Genomic DNA, 18,221 nt, shown 5'->3' with positions numbered 1-18,221 from the left:
TGTTATGTCGCCTTTTCCGGCCATATGCATCAATGCGTGCAGCAGCCGGCAGCCTTTGGCGCTTATTTCGTTACTGAAGTTATCTTGTTGCGCGTGCCTCTCATGTTGGTGAGGAAAGCCTTTGCCGAACCGAACTTCAGGAACATGTCGAGCCTTACGGGTATGTGGTTGGCGTCGTCGGTTACGAAGAAGCGCGCTATCTCGCGCCATTCGCCCTTGTCCTTCTCGGTGTACGACAGTTCGAGGCAGCGGTATTTCACGCCGTTGTCGGCCTTCACGGTCTTGCGTCCCATGAATTTCAGCTTCGCTGGGTTAAGTCCGTTGCCGTCGGCGATGGGGAAGTCAACCACGTAACCCTTCTTCCAGTTGGCCGGGTCGAAGCTGCGCGCCCTGAGAAATATGTTCATCATGTCGTAGACACACTCGCCGGGAGTCACCGTGCGCTTTTCCACCTTGCCGTCCTTGTGCAGCCGGCTCTGTGTTATCTTGCACTTTCCGCCCGGATAGCTGTACCACACCTGGTCTACGGTGTAGCGCTTTCCCTCGAGCGCTCCCTTGCGGTAGTAGAGCGGTGCGAGGTTGGTTGTTGAATAGCAGAGCAGCGTGTCGCGCATCACGAACATCTTGTCCATCTTGCTGTTGCCCCTTGTGGTGAGGCTGGCGCGGTAGGCCTGCTGCCCGTTATACTTGCTTTGCACTATCGACATCGAGGCGGTGCCTACTCTTACCCATACAAACTTCCAGTTGTAGTATAGGTTGTATGACAAGAACTCGCCCGACTTGAAGGCTGTGTTTCTGAAGCTACACTGCGCCATGGCTGCCACGGCAGTTGCAATCAGCATTATTGCCAGTGTGAGTGTTCTTAGATGTTTCATGATATGTGCATTTTTGTTTGTGTCCTGTTCTTTCCGTGCCGGCCGGCGGCTTGCTGTCAGCGTGCCTGTCGTGCGTGCCGTCAGTTGCCCGGATATGGTATGCCCATGCTCTTGGCCCGGTCGAGGTTACGCTTCTTTATGGTCTTTTCCTGTTCGGGCTTCTGCTTTGTTATCTCCATGGGCTTTTGCTTTTCGAGGCTCCGTGCCGTTGGATTCCACGTCAGGTTGAGGTCCCATTTTGCCTTACATTCTAACTTTTCGGGATAGTAGTAGGTGGTTTCGGCCTGGCGGTCGGCGGCATATTCGCCCGTGTCCCACTTGCCGTTCTTGTTCGAGTCGATAAACATCCTGGCGTAATATGTGCCCGGCTTTACGTAGAAGAACGACGCGTTGCCGTCGGTTGTGGTCGTCTCTTTCACCACTTCGTCAGAGTTGTTGAGCATCTGTACCACCACCGTGGTGTCGGCCATGCCCGTTATGTTGAACATAAGCGTGGCAAAAGCGTCTTCGGTCTGTATCTTGAAGCCTGTCTTGAACGGCGCGGTGGTCTTGCCGTAGATGTCGGTGAAGGCCATGGTGTCGGTCTCCAGACTGTATTCCGTGCCCGGCCGCCACTCTCCGAGCAGCTCGTAGATGCGGTTGGTGCCTGCCTTCTGCCGCAGCACGAACGGCGATTTATACCACAGCGTGTCATGCTTCGAGTAGAGATGTATGCAGGCCGTGTCCACCTTCTGCAGCGGTGTGGGCATCTCGATGGTTATGTTCTGGTCGGGCGCAGGCTCTGACTGCACGTTGTATTTGGGCTCGAGCGCCTCGGCGGGCATCTCCGTCTGGTATTCCTTGCCGCGCTTCTTGGCTTTCTCCTGTGCCTTCTGCCACTCTTCAAACTGCTCTTTCTTCTGCTTCATGCGCTTCTCGTAAGGCTCCTTTGACAGCACGTCGAGCGTGTCGGTCTGCATCTGCAGCACTCCAAGCGTGTCGGTGGCGAGATATTTCAGTTCCATTCTGAGCGTGTCCTGGTTGACGAGCGTGGTGTCTTTCAGCCAGTAGGTGATGGTGTCCTGCTTCTCTGTCGTCTCAATGATGAAGGCGTCCTGCTCGTTGAAGTTGAGTCCCTTGATCTCCGGCAGCTGCCTGTTGCCGTAGCTGAAGTAGAGCGTGAAGCGGTTGGCATAGGCTCTTTCGCTCTTCAGCAGGTAGCGGTCGGTCTGCTCTTCGGTGAAGGCTCGCAGCACGATGTCGTCAGGCAGGAAGTGGGTGTAGGGCACCCGGCGTATTGAGTCGATGCGGAGCGAGTCGCGCCAGATGGTGTCCTGCCTTATGTCGGGCTTGAAGGTTGGCTCTATTATGTCGTGATTGAAGGCCAGCTGTTCGCTCTTCTGATTGAAGATATAGTTGTTGTCGGCGTCAGAGAGCGCATATATGCGGTATTTTCCGGTGGCAATGCCTTTGATGATAAACTTGCCGCGGCTGTCGGTTCTCGACACTCTGAGCATGGGCTGGCGTGTGAATATGCTGTCGCTCAGGTCGCTGTAGAGGCCTACGAGGATGCCTTTTATGGGCTCGAGGTTCTGCGCGTTGAGCACGTATCCTGCCACTTCGAGCGTGTCGATGTGGTCGCCTGTCGAGAAAGTGTAGGTGTAGTTGCCCAGCGGATTGCTCTCGTTGTTGTCGCTGATGGCGTCGGAGAAGTCGACGGTGTAGGTGGTGTTGGGCTTGAGCGAGTCTTTAATCTCCACCACGATGCGCTTTCCGGCGGCCTTGATTTCGGGCGTCTCGATCTGCGGAGGCGATATGACGACCTTCTCGGTGGGGTTGTCCACCTGGATATATTCGTCGAAGTTGATGCCTATCTTGCGCGTCTTGACGTTTATGCTCTTGTCGGCGGGCGAGCTGCCGGTTATTCTTGGCGGCGTCTCGTCATACCATCCGCCGTCGGGCTGTCCCATCCTGGCGCACGACGTGATTATCACGGCGGCCATGAACGTCAGCAGGGCCAGTGCGCCTTTCTTCAGGCGTGCTGCTCTGTGGCGTGCCTCGGCGGCGTGTGCGCTGCCGTTTGTGGTGCTGCGCCGTCTGCTGTTGCGCTGTGTGTCAGTGTTCATCGTCTTCGGTGTTAAATCTCAGCATTTGTTCTATGATGTCGCGGCTGTTGCTAAGTCGCGGCACCTTGTGCTGTCCGCCCAGCTTGCCCTTCGACTTGAGCCAGTCGTTGAACAGGCCCGTGCGCGCCTTCACGATGTCGAGGTGCTGAAGGGTTATGTCCTTGTAGCGCTTTGCCTCGTAGTCGCTGTTTATCTCCTGCAGCTTCTTGTCGAGCAGCGATGCAAAGCGGCCGAGGTCGTCGGGCTCTCTTGAGAACTCGATGAGCCACTGGTGGCGGCACTTGGCGTTGCCGTCCATGAACACCGGGGCGGCTGTGTATTCGAGCACCTCGGCACCCGTCTCGCGGCAGGCGTGGGCAAGGCCCTGCTCGGCGTTGTCGACGATTAGCTCCTCGCCGAAGGCGTTGATGAAGCTCTTGGTGCGTCCTGTGATTATAAACTTGTAGGGATTGGTTGACGTAAACTTGACGGTGTCGCCTATGATGTAGCGCCACAGTCCGCACGACGTTGATATGACCATGGCATAGTTTACGCCTGTCTTTACGCCTGTTATGGGCACTACGGTGGGATTTTCGGCTCCGAACTCGTCCATCGGGATGAACTCGTAGAACACTCCGTAGTCGAGCATCAGCAGCATCGACGGGTCAGAGGGGTCGCTCTGCAGGCCGAAGAAGCCCTCGCTGGCGTTGTAGGTCTCCATGTAGTGCATGCCGGGCGAGGTGATGAGCTGCTCATACTGCTTGCGGTAGGGCGTGAAGGCCACGCCTCCGTGGAAGAACACTTCAAGGTTGGGCCACACCTCCTCGAGGTGAGTCTTGCCCGTAAGCTCCATCACGCGTGTCAGCACGGAGAGCATCCACGAGGGCACGCCGCTCAGGTTGGTCACGTTCTTGTTCATCGTCTCGCGGGCTATGCGGTCGCGCTTCACCTCAAAGTCAGACAGCAGCGCCGTCTGCTTGCACGGCACTCTGACCAGGTTTGCCAGCGGACTGATGTTCTCTATCAGTATGGCGCTGAGGTCGCCCACAAGGCTGTTGCGCAGATTATAGTTGGGCGAGTGGCTTCCGCCCAGTATGAGGCTCTTGCCGTCGAACAGCCGGCTCTTGGGGTTGTTGCGCAGATAAAGGGCCACGGCGTCCTTGCCGCCCTGATAGTGAAGGTTCTGCAGACCGTCGTGACTTACGGGTATGAACTTGCTCTTGTCGTTGGTCGTGCCCGACGACTTGGCATACCACTTTACCGTTCCGGGCCAGAGCACGTCGCTCTCGCCGTGGCGCATGCGGTCGATGTCATTCTTCAGTTCCTCATAAGTGTTCAGCGGCACGTTAGCCGCAAAGTCCTCGTATGACTTCATATTGCCGAATATGTGCTTTCTGCCGTATTCGGTGTCCTTGGCACGGCCCGTCAGATATGCCAGCACCTCGTTCTGAAGTGCCCCGGCCTCGTTGATGTGCCGCTCAAGCTCCTTCTGCCGCGGCAGAAACAACTTGCCAATTATGCTAGTAATGCTCATCTTCTAAGAGGTATTTTTAAGCTGCAAAGTTAGTCTAAACTTTTGTAATACGATAAGATTTTTAATATTCTTAACACGCACGCACATCTTTACGCCGGGGCCTTGCAGGCCGTGTGGCGTGCGTGCTGCCGCCGGCCGTTTTATGAAAGATGCCCTTTCGCCTTGCAAAAGGCCACCTTTCGCCGCCTGAAACATGCCCTTTTGCAGCCCGAAAAGCCACCTTTTGCATGGCTGGATATAACGCCTTGTCAGCCAGTCTGTTACAAGTCGCCTTCCGCCTTGGCTGCACAGGCACTGTAAGCAGCGGCGGCACGGCATCAGAAACTGCCTCAAAAACCATGCCATGCCCATGCCACGGCGCAGCCCTTGCCCTGCCGCGGCGCAAAATAAACGGCCCGACATTGCCGGTTTTCAGAAAAAAATCATATATTTGCAGAAACATACCTTACACACATAACAAGCATAACTTATGAGTCATCCACTATGGTCTGATGAATACTGGCTGCTGCTCATGCAGCTCTATCAGCGCAAGCCGGCAGGCATAAAGCCCCTCTACTCGCGCGGAATGGTAGAGCTGAGCCTCGAGCTGCACATACCTCCACACTATCTTTACGAGCAGATGTTCAGTCTGCGCCGTGCCGCCACGCCCCGGCTCGGGCGACTCTGGGCCACATACGGCGATAACCCCAGGCGCCTGTCGCGCGACGTGAAAGTGCTGAGGAGCATGGCAGGATTCAGCAACGCAGCCCTGTTCTACGACGGAGTGGCCATGCACGAGTCGTTCGAGCGCGACTTCAGGCCCATGCCCTCATGCGGCCAGCTCATGCCGATGATGCTTATAATAATACTCGACCAGTACTTCCGCCTGACGCCTGCCACGATGATGTGCAACACGCCCGAGATAGCCGAGCTGTCGAAGCTCATGGGCATAAAGGCCGACGTGGTGGTGGAGGTGATGGAGACGTTTCAGACCTTCGACCCTTATCTCAACCGCAGCAAGGCCCAGCCGTCGCCGCTCACCGACGAGTGCCGCCGCGTATGGCAGCGCTACGGCAACGGCAACCCCGAAGAGCTGTCGTCGCTGGCAGCGCAGCTGAAGGCATATTTCGGCTGAAAACGATGCATACGGAGCAATCGCTAATATTCAGATATAAATACTAATTGAAGAAATGAGAATGACAATCAGGACAACGTTGATCAACGTTATGCTGCAGGTGGCGTGTGTGCTTGCGGCAGGAGCGCAGGTGCAGGAGCCCTGCGGAGTGTATGAGGCAGCCGACAAGGTGGACGGGCTAACCCGCCAAGGCTACATGGAGATAAACATAAAGGAGCCCGCCGTGCCCGATTTTTCGCAGACATTCGTCAAGGGCGCCACGCACAACTTCAGTCTTTTGCCTTCAGACTTCATGAAGAAGCCCTCACGCTATTTTGCCGGAAAGAAAGCCACGGGCTTCATCAAGTATCGCAGCAAGATACTTATCAGCAACACCGAAACCCTGATGCTGACCGACCCCGAGCCCGTGCAGGGCGGCTACAGGCTTAAGTGGGCAAGCGACATGGGCAAGACCGGCACCTGCACGATGACCATTGCAGCCGACGGCACGTTGTGGTTCACGGGCCTTGGCACCTTCGACAAGAGCATAGGTCCCGACAAGCTGGTGTTCGTAAGGCAGCCCGGGCAGACCGCAGCCAGGACATATCTGGCAGCCGGAAACGACAAACCGCAGCAAGGAGGCGGCACGCCTGCCACAGGCACGCCCGCTACAGGACAGACCGCCAACGGCCCGAAGGGCGGAGAGACGTCGGCATCAGCCGTGGACAAAGGGCAGACCACACTGCCCACCGACGGCACGCCTGCCTACAAGCCCGCTACCGACGCCGACGGAAACATAATGCTGCCGAAGGCAAGCAGCGGCACGCTGACAGGCAGATGGATAGGCAACGACGGACTGATGATAAAGCTCAACTCGATGAAGAAGGCATACAAATATTATAATGCCACATATCACGGATTTATAACCATGGAAGGACCGGGATACATCAACGAGGGAATCGTCGCCGTGGTGAAGCACTCTGACACCTGCGTCGGCCTTTACAGCATACCGCTCGACACCGATGTCAGGCAGATTCACTACTCTGAAATACATCTCGGCCCAACAGGCCGTGCCTCCACTTACCATCTCTGCGGAAGCGTTGAGGTGCGTTCGCAGTCATACAAACTTATGACCAACACCGCCATCTATAAGCTGAATCCCATAGACACACGCTATTACGGCATGTTCTCTACGGGCAACGAGGTGAGGCCCGTGCCCCTGAACTTCTACTTCAAGCAGTCATACGACGACGGCTACGGCAACGTGAAGCTGGGCTACGGCTGCATAACCTTGTCGTACAACATGGGCAGCTACATCGACAACGACTTCATCTATGACGCACAGATACAGGCAAACGGCAGCGTAAGGATAAAGTATCAGTGCGGCAGAACCGAAAACAAATACTCTGCACTGCTGGTATGGAACAAGGGCAGAAAGTCGTGGACGGTCACTCAGATTAGGCGTATTGAGGGCAGCAGCGACGACTGCTACATGATGAACAGCCCGCAGATAACGTTCAAGGACGATATCATGTAGGCATACGTCTTGTTGTCAGGCTGCGGCACATGGCTGCCGTGCTGGCGTAACAAATAAACAGAAGAGGCTGTCTCGGGTGTAATCCCTGACAGCCTCTCTTGCTTAATTTAACAGAATTAATGATGAAGCAAGTACGGATGTCTTGCTGTGATTTATAGCTCCGCTATCTTTTTAATAAAAGCCTTGCCGTTTTTTATGAATATTCCACGCTCCGGACTGTCAACCTTTCTGCCCGAAATGTCGTATATGCTGCCGTTGCTGCCGTTGTTGGTCAACGTCTGGTCAATGCCCGAAGCCGAGCTTTCGTTTGTTATGTAGACCACGTCTCCAGCCTTGGTCTCTATGTCATAGAGCCAAGTCTCGGGCAGCCTGTTGTTCACGCTCGAGTTGTCAACGTCAACATATTCGTCTCCTGATATCTTCTTTACAGGCATAGAGTAGGTGTAGAACAGCGGATTGGGGTTTTCGCCTTCAGCCTCTTTCACCTCATGTGTGTCCGACTTGATCTTTACGGGCACCCTTAGTCTGAGGTTTCCGCCGAGCGTTGAGCGCAGACGGGCACTCATCAGCTTGCCGTCTTTCCACACCATGTCCTCAAGCACGAAGCCGCCTATGGCTCTCAGACCCTTAATTTCGCCGTCGGCCCATTCGTCAGGAACAGCCGGCATTAGGTTTATAAAGCCGTCGTGGCTTTGCATAAGCATCTCTGCAATGCCCGCCGTACAGCCGAAGTTGCCGTCAATCTGGAATGGCGGATGTGCATCGAACATGTTTGGATAAGTGCCTCCGTCCTGTCCTTCGGTCCTGTCTGCCGGCACAAGCGACAGCTGGTCTTTAATCAGCTTGTAAGCATGCTTGCCGTCAAGACATCTTGCCCAAAGACAAACTTTCCATCCCATGCTCCATCCTGTCGACTCGTCTCCGCGGTACATCAGCGACACCTTTGATGCTCTGAACGCAGCCGGTGTGCGGTAGGGAGATATTGCCGTGCCGGGATACAGTGCCCACAGGTGTGACACGTGGCGGTGATGGTCGTCAGGATTGTCCCAGTCGTCGCGCCATTCCTGCAGCTGTCCGTATTGTCCTATGCGCAGTGGCAGCATCTTGTCACGCAGGCTCAGCAGCGATTTTGCGAAGTCTTCGTCAGTGGCAAGCGTCTCGGCAGCCTTTGCGGTGTTGGTCAGCAGGTCGCTTACGAGCTCGTTGTCCATGGTTATGCCTGCAAAGATGTTCTGTCCTTTATATGCTTTTGGTGAGTTTTCGGGTGAAACCGACGGGCAGACAACCATGAATTTGTCGCGGGGATCCTCTACCATGAAGTCGAGGAAGAACTCTGACGCTCCTTTCATTAGCGGATAAACCTCTTTCAGATAGTCGGTGTCTCCGCTGTAAAGATATCTGTTCCATAAGTGCTGGCAGAACCATGCGTTGGCCGTTGGCCACACTCCGCTGTAGGCTTTGTCCACGGCTCCTGTCATTCTCCACAGGTCTGTGTTGTGATGAAGCATCCATCCGTTGCATCCGTACATGTTCTTTGCTGTTTCGGCTCCTATCTCGCTGAGTTCCTTTATCATCTTTATCAGCGGCTCGTGAAGTTCCGGCAGGTTTGTCGATTCGGCCGGCCAGTAGTTCATCTCTGTGTTAATGTTCACCGTATAACGGCATTTCCATGCAGGGTTTGTGCTGCCGTTCCATTTGCCTTGCAGGTTGGCGGGCTGGCATCCAGGCTGTGATGAACATATAAGCAGGTATCTTCCGAACTGGAAATACAGTTCTACGAGCTGTGTGTCGTTGCCTTCAGCAAAGTCTTCAATGCGTTTGTCTGTAGTCTTTGACGGGTTGCTGTTCTCTCCGAGGTCAAGGCTTACTCTGTCAAACTGTTCCTTATAGTATTCTATATGTTCGGCTTTTGCCGTCTCATAGTTGCGTCCGGCATTCTTCATATATTCGTCAATACGCTTCTGAGGGTCGGCCGAGATATCCTTATAGTTCACAAAATTGGTTGCCATGGCTATGTGGAAGGTTACGGCGTCGGCGTCTTTCACAATCAGCGCGGTGTCGTTCTGTGTCATTGCACCGCCTTCGTTGTCAATTTTTGCATTGACTATGAAGTTCAGTTTTCCGGGCACGTTGTTTGCGGCTTTTGCCGTGGTTCCGCTCAGTGCGAGTGTGTTTCCGCTTACAGAGCGGTCAACTTTCACGCCGTCAGGATAAAACAGGCTTGCTTTCAGGTTTATTGCGCCCTTCTTTGATGCCGTGACTCTGATGATGAGCATCTGGTCGGTGAACGACGTGAAGGCCTCTTCCGTGTAAGTTACGTCGCCCACTCTGTAGGTTACTGTCGACACAGCGTTGTCTATGCTGAGTTGTCTGCGCAGCGAAGAGTAGTCTTTATGGCCGTCGTATTCGATGCGCAGACTTCCTGCCGGCTGGTATGATGCACCGAATCCGTAGTCTCTGTCGGCCAGAATTTGTGTCTCGGCCAGCGCCTGTGCCTCGTCGCTCTTGCCGCTGAAGACCAGCTGTCGCAGGTTATCAAGATACTTAGGTGTCTCAGCGTTGTAGTTTTTGTAGGGCGAGCCTTTTGATATAGTCTCCTCGTTGAGCTGATATTCCTCGCATACGGGATTGCCGTATACCATTGCCGCTATGCGTCCGTTGCCGAGCGGCAGGGCTTCGTTCCAGTTGCCGGCAGGCTTGTCGTACCATAGCTCCAGCGGTTCTCCGGCATAAGAGCCGAGCGCCATTGCCAGCGTTGTGATGATTGTTAATAGTTTTTTCATTATTGATAGATTTTAAAATAGATTGTTTGTTCGATGCAAAGGTATTGTTTGTGGCAATGCTTATGGTGGACAAATATTTTAAAAAGGTTCAAAATAGTCTTTTTGTCACGACGTAAACGGGGATTTTATGTTTTTTTCTTACTTTTGCAGTAGAATAATGATATTATGAGAAAAGCAAGTCTGGCAATCTTTTGTTTTTTGTTTATGACGTTATTGTGTGCGGCTTCCGACGTGCGTATTGTACATTTTGACAATGACGACGGGCTCGACCACAACATTGTTACGTGTATTATTCAGGACCGGGAGGGGTATATATGGCTGAGCTCGCGCGACGGACTGAGCCGTTACGACGGCTACAGCTTTGTCAATTACAAGGCTCAGCCCGGCGACGGCTGTCCTCTTGAGTCGAACCGTATTGACCAGATTTGGGAGTTGCCAGACAATAATATACTCTGCATGTCGGGACATCGGACCCTCAACCTGGCGGGATGCAAGTATTATGTATTCAACCGCAAGACGGGCAAGTTTGAGGTTTACAGGGGCAAGAACCTGCCCGGAGGCTCATATTATGTGGCCGACGAGAATGTGATGAGGCGCATCTCTTCTCTGAAAGAGTATGAAGGCCTGGAGACAAGGGTGATGTGCGAGGACAGGCAGGGAGGCTATTGGGTGCGCACCAACCGCGGCATAGACAGGGTTACGTTTGTGAAGGAGCCTCTGAAGAACACGAAGTTCAGCAATTTTGGCGAAGAAGTGGTCAGGGCCTTGCATCAGGACAGGGCCGGACGGGTGTGGATTGCCGACAAGAACGGCTTTGTGAGGATTGTCGACCGCAACCTGGGCAATGTCAGATATCTGTCTGCCGACGGCAGGATTACGCCTGCTGCGGCTGTATTCGGCCATAACGTGTATTGTATTTATGAAGACCGCCACGGGCAGATATGGCTCGGCACCAAGCCCGGCGGGCTGTTCAGGCTGCGCAGAAAAGGGCAGGGATGGGTGCTCGACCGCTATGTCAGCGGCGGCAGAAAGCCTTTTGGCATTAACTGCAATTCTGTGTATGCCATGGCTGAGGACAGATACGGACGCCTGTGGATAGGCACCTATGGCGGCGGACTGAATGTGGTGGAGAGGCCGGAGGCCGACATGCCGCGTTTTATCAATAAGGACAATGTGCTTTCAGGCTATCCGCGCGGGGCGCTCAAGGTGAGGTGTCTGATGATGACACGTAGCGGAGTGATGCTTGCCGGAACCGGCAGCGGGCTGTATACGTGCATGATTGACGGCAAGCCGCTGTGCCGGCTGAAGTTCTGGCGAAACGTGAGAAACCCTCATGACCCGTCGAGCCTGAGCAACAATGAGGTGATGGCGCTGGCACGCGACAGCAGAGGCAGGATTTATGTGGCCACTTATGGCGGCGGAACCAACAAGATTCTGTCGCGCAACCTGCTGAGCAACAACATACGTTTCAAGGCTTATACCACGGCTCAGGGTCTTGCCTCGGATGTCAATGTGTCGTTGGCAGCATGGCGTGGCGACAAGCTGTGGATAGTGTCAGAGGCCGGTCTGACGCTGTTTGACACTAACCGCGATGTTATGATTAACTATATGAGAGGCTTCTTCAGGGAGGGTTTTGCCTTCATGGAGACCATGCCGCTGTGTCTTGACAACGGCTACATGCTCTTCGGAACCACTCAGGGCGTGTTCGGCTTCAGCCCGTCTGACGTCGGCAAGAGCAATTTTGTGCCGCGTATTGTGTTCGGATGCGACGACTATGTTGAGCTTCCGGCCGACAAGAAGAACTTTACGATAGAGTTTTCGGCGCTCGACTATAATAAGAATGAGGATATATGGTATGCCTACCGCATGGACGGAGTGGACGGCGAGTGGATATACACCAAGTCGCATTCGGTAAGCTATGCGGGCATTCCGCCGGGAACGCACACCTTCAGGGTGCGCTCAACCAACGGCGACGGCATCTGGACTGACAATGAACGTACCGTGACGATACACCGTACCCCGGAACTTACGGAGACGCCCCTGGCATGGATGCTGTTTGGCGGGGCGCTGCTTGCAGCCCTGATAGTTATATATAAGGTGGCAAGATATATCAGCCGGCTGCGCAAGGAGGTGAACGAGATAACCACGGTTACTAATGAGAAGATTGAATATCTTAAGAACAAGGTGCATGAGCTTCTGACAGAAAGGCGCGACATGGACGTCGCCGAAGGTGAGGATGCAGCCGCCGAAACCACAGACAGCCTGTTCAGAAACAAGGCCATGGGATTTATCAATGACAATATAGCCAACTCTGACCTGTCGATAGACGACTTCTGCAAGGCCATGGGCATGAGCCGCACTGTGCTCTATGTAAGGGTGAAGAAGGTTTTTGGTTCGTCGCCCAACAACTTTATACAGGAGATACGCATTAAGAAGGCTCTTGCTTTAATGAAAGATCCGGGCGTGAGCATATCGGAGGTGGCCTACAAGTGCGGATTCTCCGACCCGAAATACTTCAGCCGCTGCTTCAAGAAGACAATGGGCTGCAGCCCTACCGAATATATGAAGAGGGGCGAGACGGCAGAGCCGTAGCGTCTGGCTGAAAGGCGTGTTGCATGCCCCGGTCTTATAAAATCTGATAGGGCATAGTGCCGCATCTGTCTTAATCTTACAGGCAGATTGATGCTTGCGGCTGAAAGCATAATTCTCCCGATGAGATAAAAGGTGGCCTTTCAGCGTGCAATATATGCCCTTTTGCATCGTAAAAGGTATCCTTTTGGCGGCTAAAAGGCCACCTTTTGTAAAGCCGTTCTTATTATGCTGATAATCAGCTGGTTAGCCGCTGCGTCCGAGTGGCCCTGCATCATGCGTCGTGCAGGCGTGCCGTTCTTGCCGGAATAGCAGGCTATGATACGTCAGAGCCTTGTTATGCATAAGTCAAGATAATAAAAACCGCCGGAGCATATCTCATTGATGATATGCCCCGGCCGTTTTAGTATAGGCGCAGCTTTATTACGGCGCTCAGTGCGTTATTTCATTATTTTTATCACCTTCACGGTGCCGTCGCCCATCTGTCGGCGTATGATGTTGATGCCCTTTACGGCCGATCCGAGCTTCATTCCCGATGTGTTGTATATGTCTTCCTTAACGGTTGTCTCGCTTCCGGTTCCGTTTATGCCTGTAGTGGTCTCGTATGTAGTGCCTTCGCTCAGGCTTCCGTATTCGTTGACAGCCTTTACGGTGAATTTGCCGCAGGTGCCTTCGGCAGGCTTGAAGCTTGTGTCTGTAGATATGCTTACCACCTTGTCGTCGGCGTCAGTTACCACGTAGCATATAGCATATGCCGACTCGTCCCAGCTCAGCGTGCTGCTTGCTGCGTCGTATCTCATGTTGGCAGGAGCGCTCACGGCCTCCATCAGCTTGCGCGGGTTCCATCCGTCAGTGCCTCTTGTTATGGCCTCGTATGTGTATGCGGCAGCTTCCTCGTCGGTAAGTGTAGCCTTGCATGTGCCCGTAACCTTCTGTCCGGTGTCGCCGTCAGTATATTCATATTCGGTGCGTCTGTTGCTCAGGTCAACAGGATTGCCGTCGGCATCCATGCTGTTGTATTCGGCAAACAGAGCCGGAATGGCTCCCATGTTGTTCCAGCCCTCAGGCTTTATGCCTATCTTCATTGTAGTGTTGAGCCATACGGTCTTTGGAGCGTTGTGCCACGGGCGTCCCAGCGCCGTCTTGTTGTCGTTGGCAAGCTCGTTGCCGTCTATGGTGCAGTTGCTGAACACGTATCCGAACTTTGTTCCTTCCTTATGGCATGGTGCCACGATCACAGATCCGCTTCTGACGTTGTATAGCGTGCAGCCTTCGAGCAGGACGTCGCCTCCGCCGTAGAAGTAGTCTACCGCACCCTCAATCCAGCAGTCTTTCACGTAGTGGCGGTCGGCCATGTTTCTTGAAGAAGTCTGCCATGTGTCCTGATAAGAGCGGAACTTGCAGTTGTAGAACGTCATGCGGTCGTTGCGCGAATACATGGCCAGGCCCATCGGTCCCGACTGGTTGTCAACGCCCCAGCTGTTATAGAAGGTTATGTTCTCAGTGTAGAAGTCGCTTGCATTCACCTCAACCACGCTGCTGTAGCCGTAGTTGTCTGACTGCGGATTGTTCGTAGACCATTCGTATCCTACGTCAGAGCTTCCTCCGTTGTTGATGGTATGCTTTATCACGGTCTTCTCCTTGTCCTGTCCTATAAGGTGTATGAAAGGCTTGCTCTCAGGTATCAGCACGAGTTCGTCATACTCTCCGTTCTCAACAAATATTAGGTAAGGCACGCTGCTGTTGTCAGGAGCGGCGTCGATGGCCTCCTGAACTGAAGTGAAGTCGCCCGAGCCGTCGGCAGCCACCACGGCGTCGAATACTTTCTTCTCGGGTTGCGGGCGCTGCATTGTGGTAAACTTGAATGTCGTGCCTTCAAAGGCGTTGCCGTTGAGGTCGGTCAGTGCGCCCTTGGGTACAACCACCTCACACTCAGTGCCGTATCCCATGTCGGCATAGGCATAAGTGGCTGTCTTGCTTCCGAATACAGGTGTCATGGCCTTTCCGTTTATCGTTACGTCGCCTGAGCCTGCTTTCACCTTCTCGTTGAAGTGAAGCACCACGTTGCCTGATGCTGAGGCAACGTCAGAGCCGGCCTCGGGCGATGTGGCAACAAGCTTCGGTGCCTCATGGTCGTCCTTCTGTTCGTTGTCGGCATATACAACTATGTCGGCAAGATAGAATCCCTCTGTGTCGCTGTCCGACGGCTCGCCGGCCAGTCCGCTTTCGGTGTCGCCTATCCAGCGCACATACACCTGTCCGCTGAGACCTTCGGGCAGTGTGCCCTCAAGCACCATCCACTGGCTGCTCTCGGTGCCGCTTCCCATGTCGATAGAGCTGAGGTCGGTGTAGTTTACGCCGTCGGTAGAGTATTGCATCTTCTGTATCTTGTGCACGCAGGCGTTGTCGAGAGCCGCCAGTGAGTGCACCTTGATGTTCTTATATCCGTCCACTACAAACTTAGCCACAAGGTAGCGTGGGTTGTCCATGTCGGCCCTTTCGGTGTAGCGGCGTATGCAGTTGCGCTCAATGCCGCCGAAGGTGCGTGTGCTTGCGCCCCAGTTGGTTGTCTTTCCGTCGCCTTCATACAGCTGAAGGTTGCCTGTGTTGTCTGTCGTGAAGCTGTAGTCGCCGGGGCGGTTTCCGCGCGGCTCGCTTACGCTGAAGTCCCATCCTACGATGAACGGAACCACGTCGAACGTAGCCGTAAACGTCTTGTCGCCGTTCATCACCACAGTCTTCTGCGCGTCGCTGCTGCCGTCGTTCCAGTAGAGGAAAGACGTTACAGAGTTTGGCACCACCTTCATCGTAACGCTTGTTCCGCTTTCATACTTACCGTCAACGGGTTCCGGCGTGAGCGACACGTTGCCCCATTTGGCTCCGTCGCCGCTTTTGTTTATGTTGAGGGTGTATGTCTCAACCGAAGAATACACGGCTGTGATGTCCATGTCCTTCTCAATGTTGAACGTGTATGGGTTCTCTGTCGACAGTATCTGTCCGTCTTTGTCCTGCCACTGCTTGAATCTGAATCCGTAGTTGGGCGTTGCCGTTATCGTAACTTCGCTTCCGGCCTCATAGTCAGCCTTTGCCGGAGTTACCGTTCCGGCGTTTTCCGGGCTGTTGGTAACGTTCATGTGTACGGCATTTGTGAGGTTCTTCAGCCATCTCGGGTCGCCTATCGGGCCTCCGTCTGTAGCTGCCGTAGCCATGGGCGACTCTGAGGTTATGCTGAAATCGCCGTTTTCAGGGTCAGGGAAAGGTATGTTCGTCAGTCCGAAGTCGGCCAGCGTATAGTCCGAAATCTCTGTGTCGGCCGCGCTTGCCTGGTTGTATGTTCCGTAGTCGGCTATCAGGTTTTTCTCTGCCAGCAGATATCCGCCCGTGGTGTTTAGTATGTTTGGCGCCTGTCCGTCAACGCCGGCTTTGTATATAATGTTGTTTCTGAATGTGTATTCAGAGAACAGTCCCACTTTGTTTCCAGTGTTGCAGATGGCATATTTTGATGCTTTCGACCATTTGTAGACAGTGTTGTTGCTGAATGTGAACAGCATGTCGATGTCTACATTCATTGAGTTGGGCGAGAAGAAGCTCTCTCCGCCTTTATAGTTATATAGTGTTGAGTTGGTTACGCTCACCTCTCTTACGCCGTGTTTCGGGTAGATAAAGTTGTATCCTCCGTCGCCGCAGTCGTGTATTATACATCTGTCCATCTCAATCTTGTCTATCACATGCCCCTCGTTGTTGGTGCGCAGGAAGCATCTGTTGATGGCCGACAGGTCACAGTTGCGCAGTGTGATGGTCTTTATGTCACCATAGGTGAGGTCCATGAAGTAGCTGTCGTTGGGTTTGATAACGAGCCCCTCCATAATAATTCCGCCTCCGGTTACAGACGCATCGCTTCCGCGGAACTTTACTCCGAACACCACTTCGGCTCCTTCTGCAGCCTTCAGGGTGACAGTCTTGCCGTCTGGAAGATTGATGTCTCCGGTGTATGTTCCCTCTTCCATGAGCAGAACGTCACCGTCTTTTGCTCCTTCATACGTTGCCTTGAACGTAGAAGGGTCTACATTGATGTCTGTGGCGCTGCATATCAGCGGCACAAACAGAAATAATAATAATGCTTTTAGCTTCATGATAGATTTTTGATTTGATTATATTTTTTTAGTGCTCAAAGGTAGATATAATGCCCTTCATGGTGGTTCAAAATAATACTGAAAGGGTGGATAATCGTATATTGTAGCCTTGTTTGGTCCGATATTATGGCTGTTTGGGATTGTTTTCCGCTGTTTTTGCTGTTGTCATCATGTGCATGCCGTTGCCTGTCTTATGGCTTGCGGCTGTAGATGATATAGGATTGTCGTGGCTGATGCAGGTTAAAAAATATGGTTGCAGGGTTGCGTGCATAGTTGTTTTTAAGTAACTTTGCGCTTATGAACAAGATTATATTGCTGTCGGCAGTACTGTTCATGCTGTTTTCGTGCGGCAGGAAGAGTGAGGACAAGGAGGCGTTCAGGGTGGAGGTGATGAACAAGATCACGCCTGTGAAAGACCAGGGGAACAGTTCGCTCTGCTGGGTATATGCCATGCTGGCCACCATAGAGAGCGAGTGCCTGATGAAGGGCGACTCGGTCAATCTGTCGGCTGCCTATGTTGCGCGCAACCTTATGCGCCGGCAGGCTGAGAGATGCTATCTTACGCAAGGCCGGTCGGGCTTCACCACGCGCGGCATGGCGCCCAGGCTGATACACATGATACTTGACTCGGGCCTGATGCCATACGACTCTTACCGCTCTGAATGCAACTTCAACGTGCTCTGCCGCAAGCTCGACTCGCTCTGCCGCAACGCCGTAGGGAGGCGCACGGGGCTCGACGCGCTGATGAGGAGCACCGACAGCATGCTCGATGATGTGATTAATCCCGTGCCGCTGCACGTGTGGATGCTCGGGGCTGAGTACACTCCGCAGCAGTTTGCGCGCAGCGTGTGCCGCGACGATGAGTATCAGGCGCTGACCAGCTTTACGCATATGCCGTTTTATGAGGACGTGGTGCTCGACGTGCCAGACAACCGTTACGGCGACAAATTCTACAATGTGCCCATAGACACGATGATGAACCGCATTGAGAGTGCGTTGCGCCGTGGCCACAGCGTGTGCTGGGAGGGTGACATAACTGAACCGGGATTCTCGTTTGAACGTGGCGTGGCACGTCTCCGTGACAACCGTAGTATGGCGTCGCAGGATGAGCGTCAGCGGTCGTTCGAGACCTTCCGCACCACCGACGACCACTGCATGGAGCTGATAGGGATAGCCCGCGACAGGAAGGGAGACCGCTATTTTATATGCAAAAACTCGTGGGGCACAGGCAATCCTTACGGCGGACTGATGTTCATGTCAGTGGCATACGCAAGGCTTAAGACTGTTGCCGCGGTTGTGCCGGTGGACACTGCCGACCTGCGCCGCATCCGTTAGGGCTGTGGCATGTATTCTGCCGGACGGCAGAGTCAGCCGTTTTACAGTTCTGTAAGCATCCTTCCGCATAGCGGTATGTATGCTTTAACGTTGTAAAAGCTATGCTTTTGCGTTGCGATACGTATGCTTTCACGTTGTAAAAGCTATGCTTTTGCGTTGCAATATGTATGCTTTTGCATTGTAAAAGCTATGCTTTCATGCTGCGATATGTGCCCTTTTGCGGTGTAAAAGACGGCCTTTTGCAGTGCGGCTTGACAT

At 53.6% G+C, this 18,221-nt stretch carries 9 protein-coding genes; 4 read left to right on the top strand and 5 right to left on the bottom strand.

The window, feature by feature from the left end:
- Nucleotides 1-62: 62 nt before the first annotated feature.
- From QVO66_RS05920 to QVO66_RS05910, 3 genes are all read right to left on the bottom strand, one after another.
- Nucleotides 63-875: a DUF3108 domain-containing protein gene (locus QVO66_RS05920; RefSeq protein WP_021854509.1), complete on the bottom strand. Its 813-nt coding sequence runs from the start codon at nucleotides 873-875 to the stop codon at nucleotides 63-65.
- A gap of 80 nt (nucleotides 876-955) precedes the next feature.
- Entirely contained in the window at nucleotides 956-2,980 is a 2,025-nt protein-coding gene (locus QVO66_RS05915; RefSeq protein ID WP_021854508.1) for an Ig-like domain-containing protein, read from the bottom strand.
- Entirely contained in the window at nucleotides 2,970-4,493 is a 1,524-nt protein-coding gene (locus QVO66_RS05910; RefSeq protein ID WP_021854507.1) for a GH3 auxin-responsive promoter family protein, read from the bottom strand. Before QVO66_RS05910 ends, QVO66_RS05915 begins: the two co-directional genes overlap by 11 nt.
- Nucleotides 4,494-4,962: 469 nt before the next feature.
- Here QVO66_RS05910 and QVO66_RS05905 point away from each other — a divergent pair, with 469 nt between their 5' ends.
- Nucleotides 4,963-5,607, top strand: a complete 645-nt coding sequence (locus QVO66_RS05905) for a hypothetical protein (RefSeq protein WP_021854506.1) — start codon at nucleotides 4,963-4,965, stop codon at nucleotides 5,605-5,607.
- Nucleotides 5,608-5,662: 55 nt separating this feature from the next.
- Complete coding sequence (locus tag QVO66_RS05900) at nucleotides 5,663-7,123, top strand: hypothetical protein (RefSeq protein ID WP_021854505.1); 1,461 nt, start codon at nucleotides 5,663-5,665, stop codon at nucleotides 7,121-7,123.
- 152 nt (nucleotides 7,124-7,275) lie between these two features.
- Here QVO66_RS05900 and QVO66_RS05895 read toward each other — a convergent pair whose 3' ends face one another.
- Nucleotides 7,276-9,906 carry a glycoside hydrolase family 95 protein gene (locus tag QVO66_RS05895; RefSeq protein ID WP_021854504.1) on the bottom strand — a complete coding sequence of 877 codons (2,631 nt, stop codon included), beginning with the start codon at nucleotides 9,904-9,906 and terminating at the stop codon, nucleotides 7,276-7,278.
- A 204-nt stretch (nucleotides 9,907-10,110) separates the two neighbouring features.
- Between QVO66_RS05895 and QVO66_RS05890 the strand changes: the two genes are divergently transcribed.
- Nucleotides 10,111-12,498 carry a two-component regulator propeller domain-containing protein gene (locus QVO66_RS05890; protein WP_288172661.1) on the top strand — a complete coding sequence of 796 codons (2,388 nt, stop codon included), beginning with the start codon at nucleotides 10,111-10,113 and terminating at the stop codon, nucleotides 12,496-12,498.
- A 437-nt stretch (nucleotides 12,499-12,935) separates the two neighbouring features.
- On the opposite strand, the gene QVO66_RS05885 is transcribed toward QVO66_RS05890, so the two are convergent.
- On the bottom strand, nucleotides 12,936-16,628 hold the full coding sequence (locus QVO66_RS05885) for a pectinesterase family protein (protein ID WP_021854502.1): 3,693 nt from the start codon (nucleotides 16,626-16,628) through the stop codon (nucleotides 12,936-12,938).
- A 297-nt stretch (nucleotides 16,629-16,925) separates the two neighbouring features.
- On the opposite strand from QVO66_RS05885, the gene QVO66_RS05880 reads away from it, so the two are divergent.
- Complete coding sequence (locus QVO66_RS05880) at nucleotides 16,926-17,963, top strand: hypothetical protein (protein WP_021854500.1); 1,038 nt, start codon at nucleotides 16,926-16,928, stop codon at nucleotides 17,961-17,963.
- Nucleotides 17,964-18,221 lie beyond the last annotated feature (258 nt).

Origin of the sequence: Prevotella sp. CAG:255, from assembly GCF_000431195.1 — a bacterium.
Classification (GTDB): domain Bacteria; phylum Bacteroidota; class Bacteroidia; order Bacteroidales; family Bacteroidaceae; genus Prevotella; species Prevotella rara.
Note: the sequence above shows the minus strand (reverse complement) of the source record. Positions and strands in the feature narration are given on the sequence as shown.

Excerpts from the sequence above, each read along its gene's own strand:
- QVO66_RS05910 (WP_021854507.1), bottom strand. The coding sequence starts at position 4,493 with ATGAGCATTACTAGCATAATTGGCAAGTTGTTTCTGCCGCGGCAGAAG.
- QVO66_RS05920 (WP_021854509.1), bottom strand. The coding sequence starts at position 875 with ATGAAACATCTAAGAACACTCACACTGGCAATAATGCTGATTGCAACT.
- QVO66_RS05915 (WP_021854508.1), bottom strand. The coding sequence starts at position 2,980 with ATGAACACTGACACACAGCGCAACAGCAGACGGCGCAGCACCACAAAC.
- QVO66_RS05895 (WP_021854504.1), bottom strand. The coding sequence starts at position 9,906 with ATGAAAAAACTATTAACAATCATCACAACGCTGGCAATGGCGCTCGGC.
- QVO66_RS05880 (WP_021854500.1), top strand. The coding sequence starts at position 16,926 with ATGAACAAGATTATATTGCTGTCGGCAGTACTGTTCATGCTGTTTTCG.
- QVO66_RS05900 (WP_021854505.1), top strand. The coding sequence starts at position 5,663 with ATGAGAATGACAATCAGGACAACGTTGATCAACGTTATGCTGCAGGTG.
- QVO66_RS05890 (WP_288172661.1), top strand. The coding sequence starts at position 10,111 with ATGACGTTATTGTGTGCGGCTTCCGACGTGCGTATTGTACATTTTGAC.
- QVO66_RS05905 (WP_021854506.1), top strand. The coding sequence starts at position 4,963 with ATGAGTCATCCACTATGGTCTGATGAATACTGGCTGCTGCTCATGCAG.
- QVO66_RS05885 (WP_021854502.1), bottom strand. The coding sequence starts at position 16,628 with ATGAAGCTAAAAGCATTATTATTATTTCTGTTTGTGCCGCTGATATGC.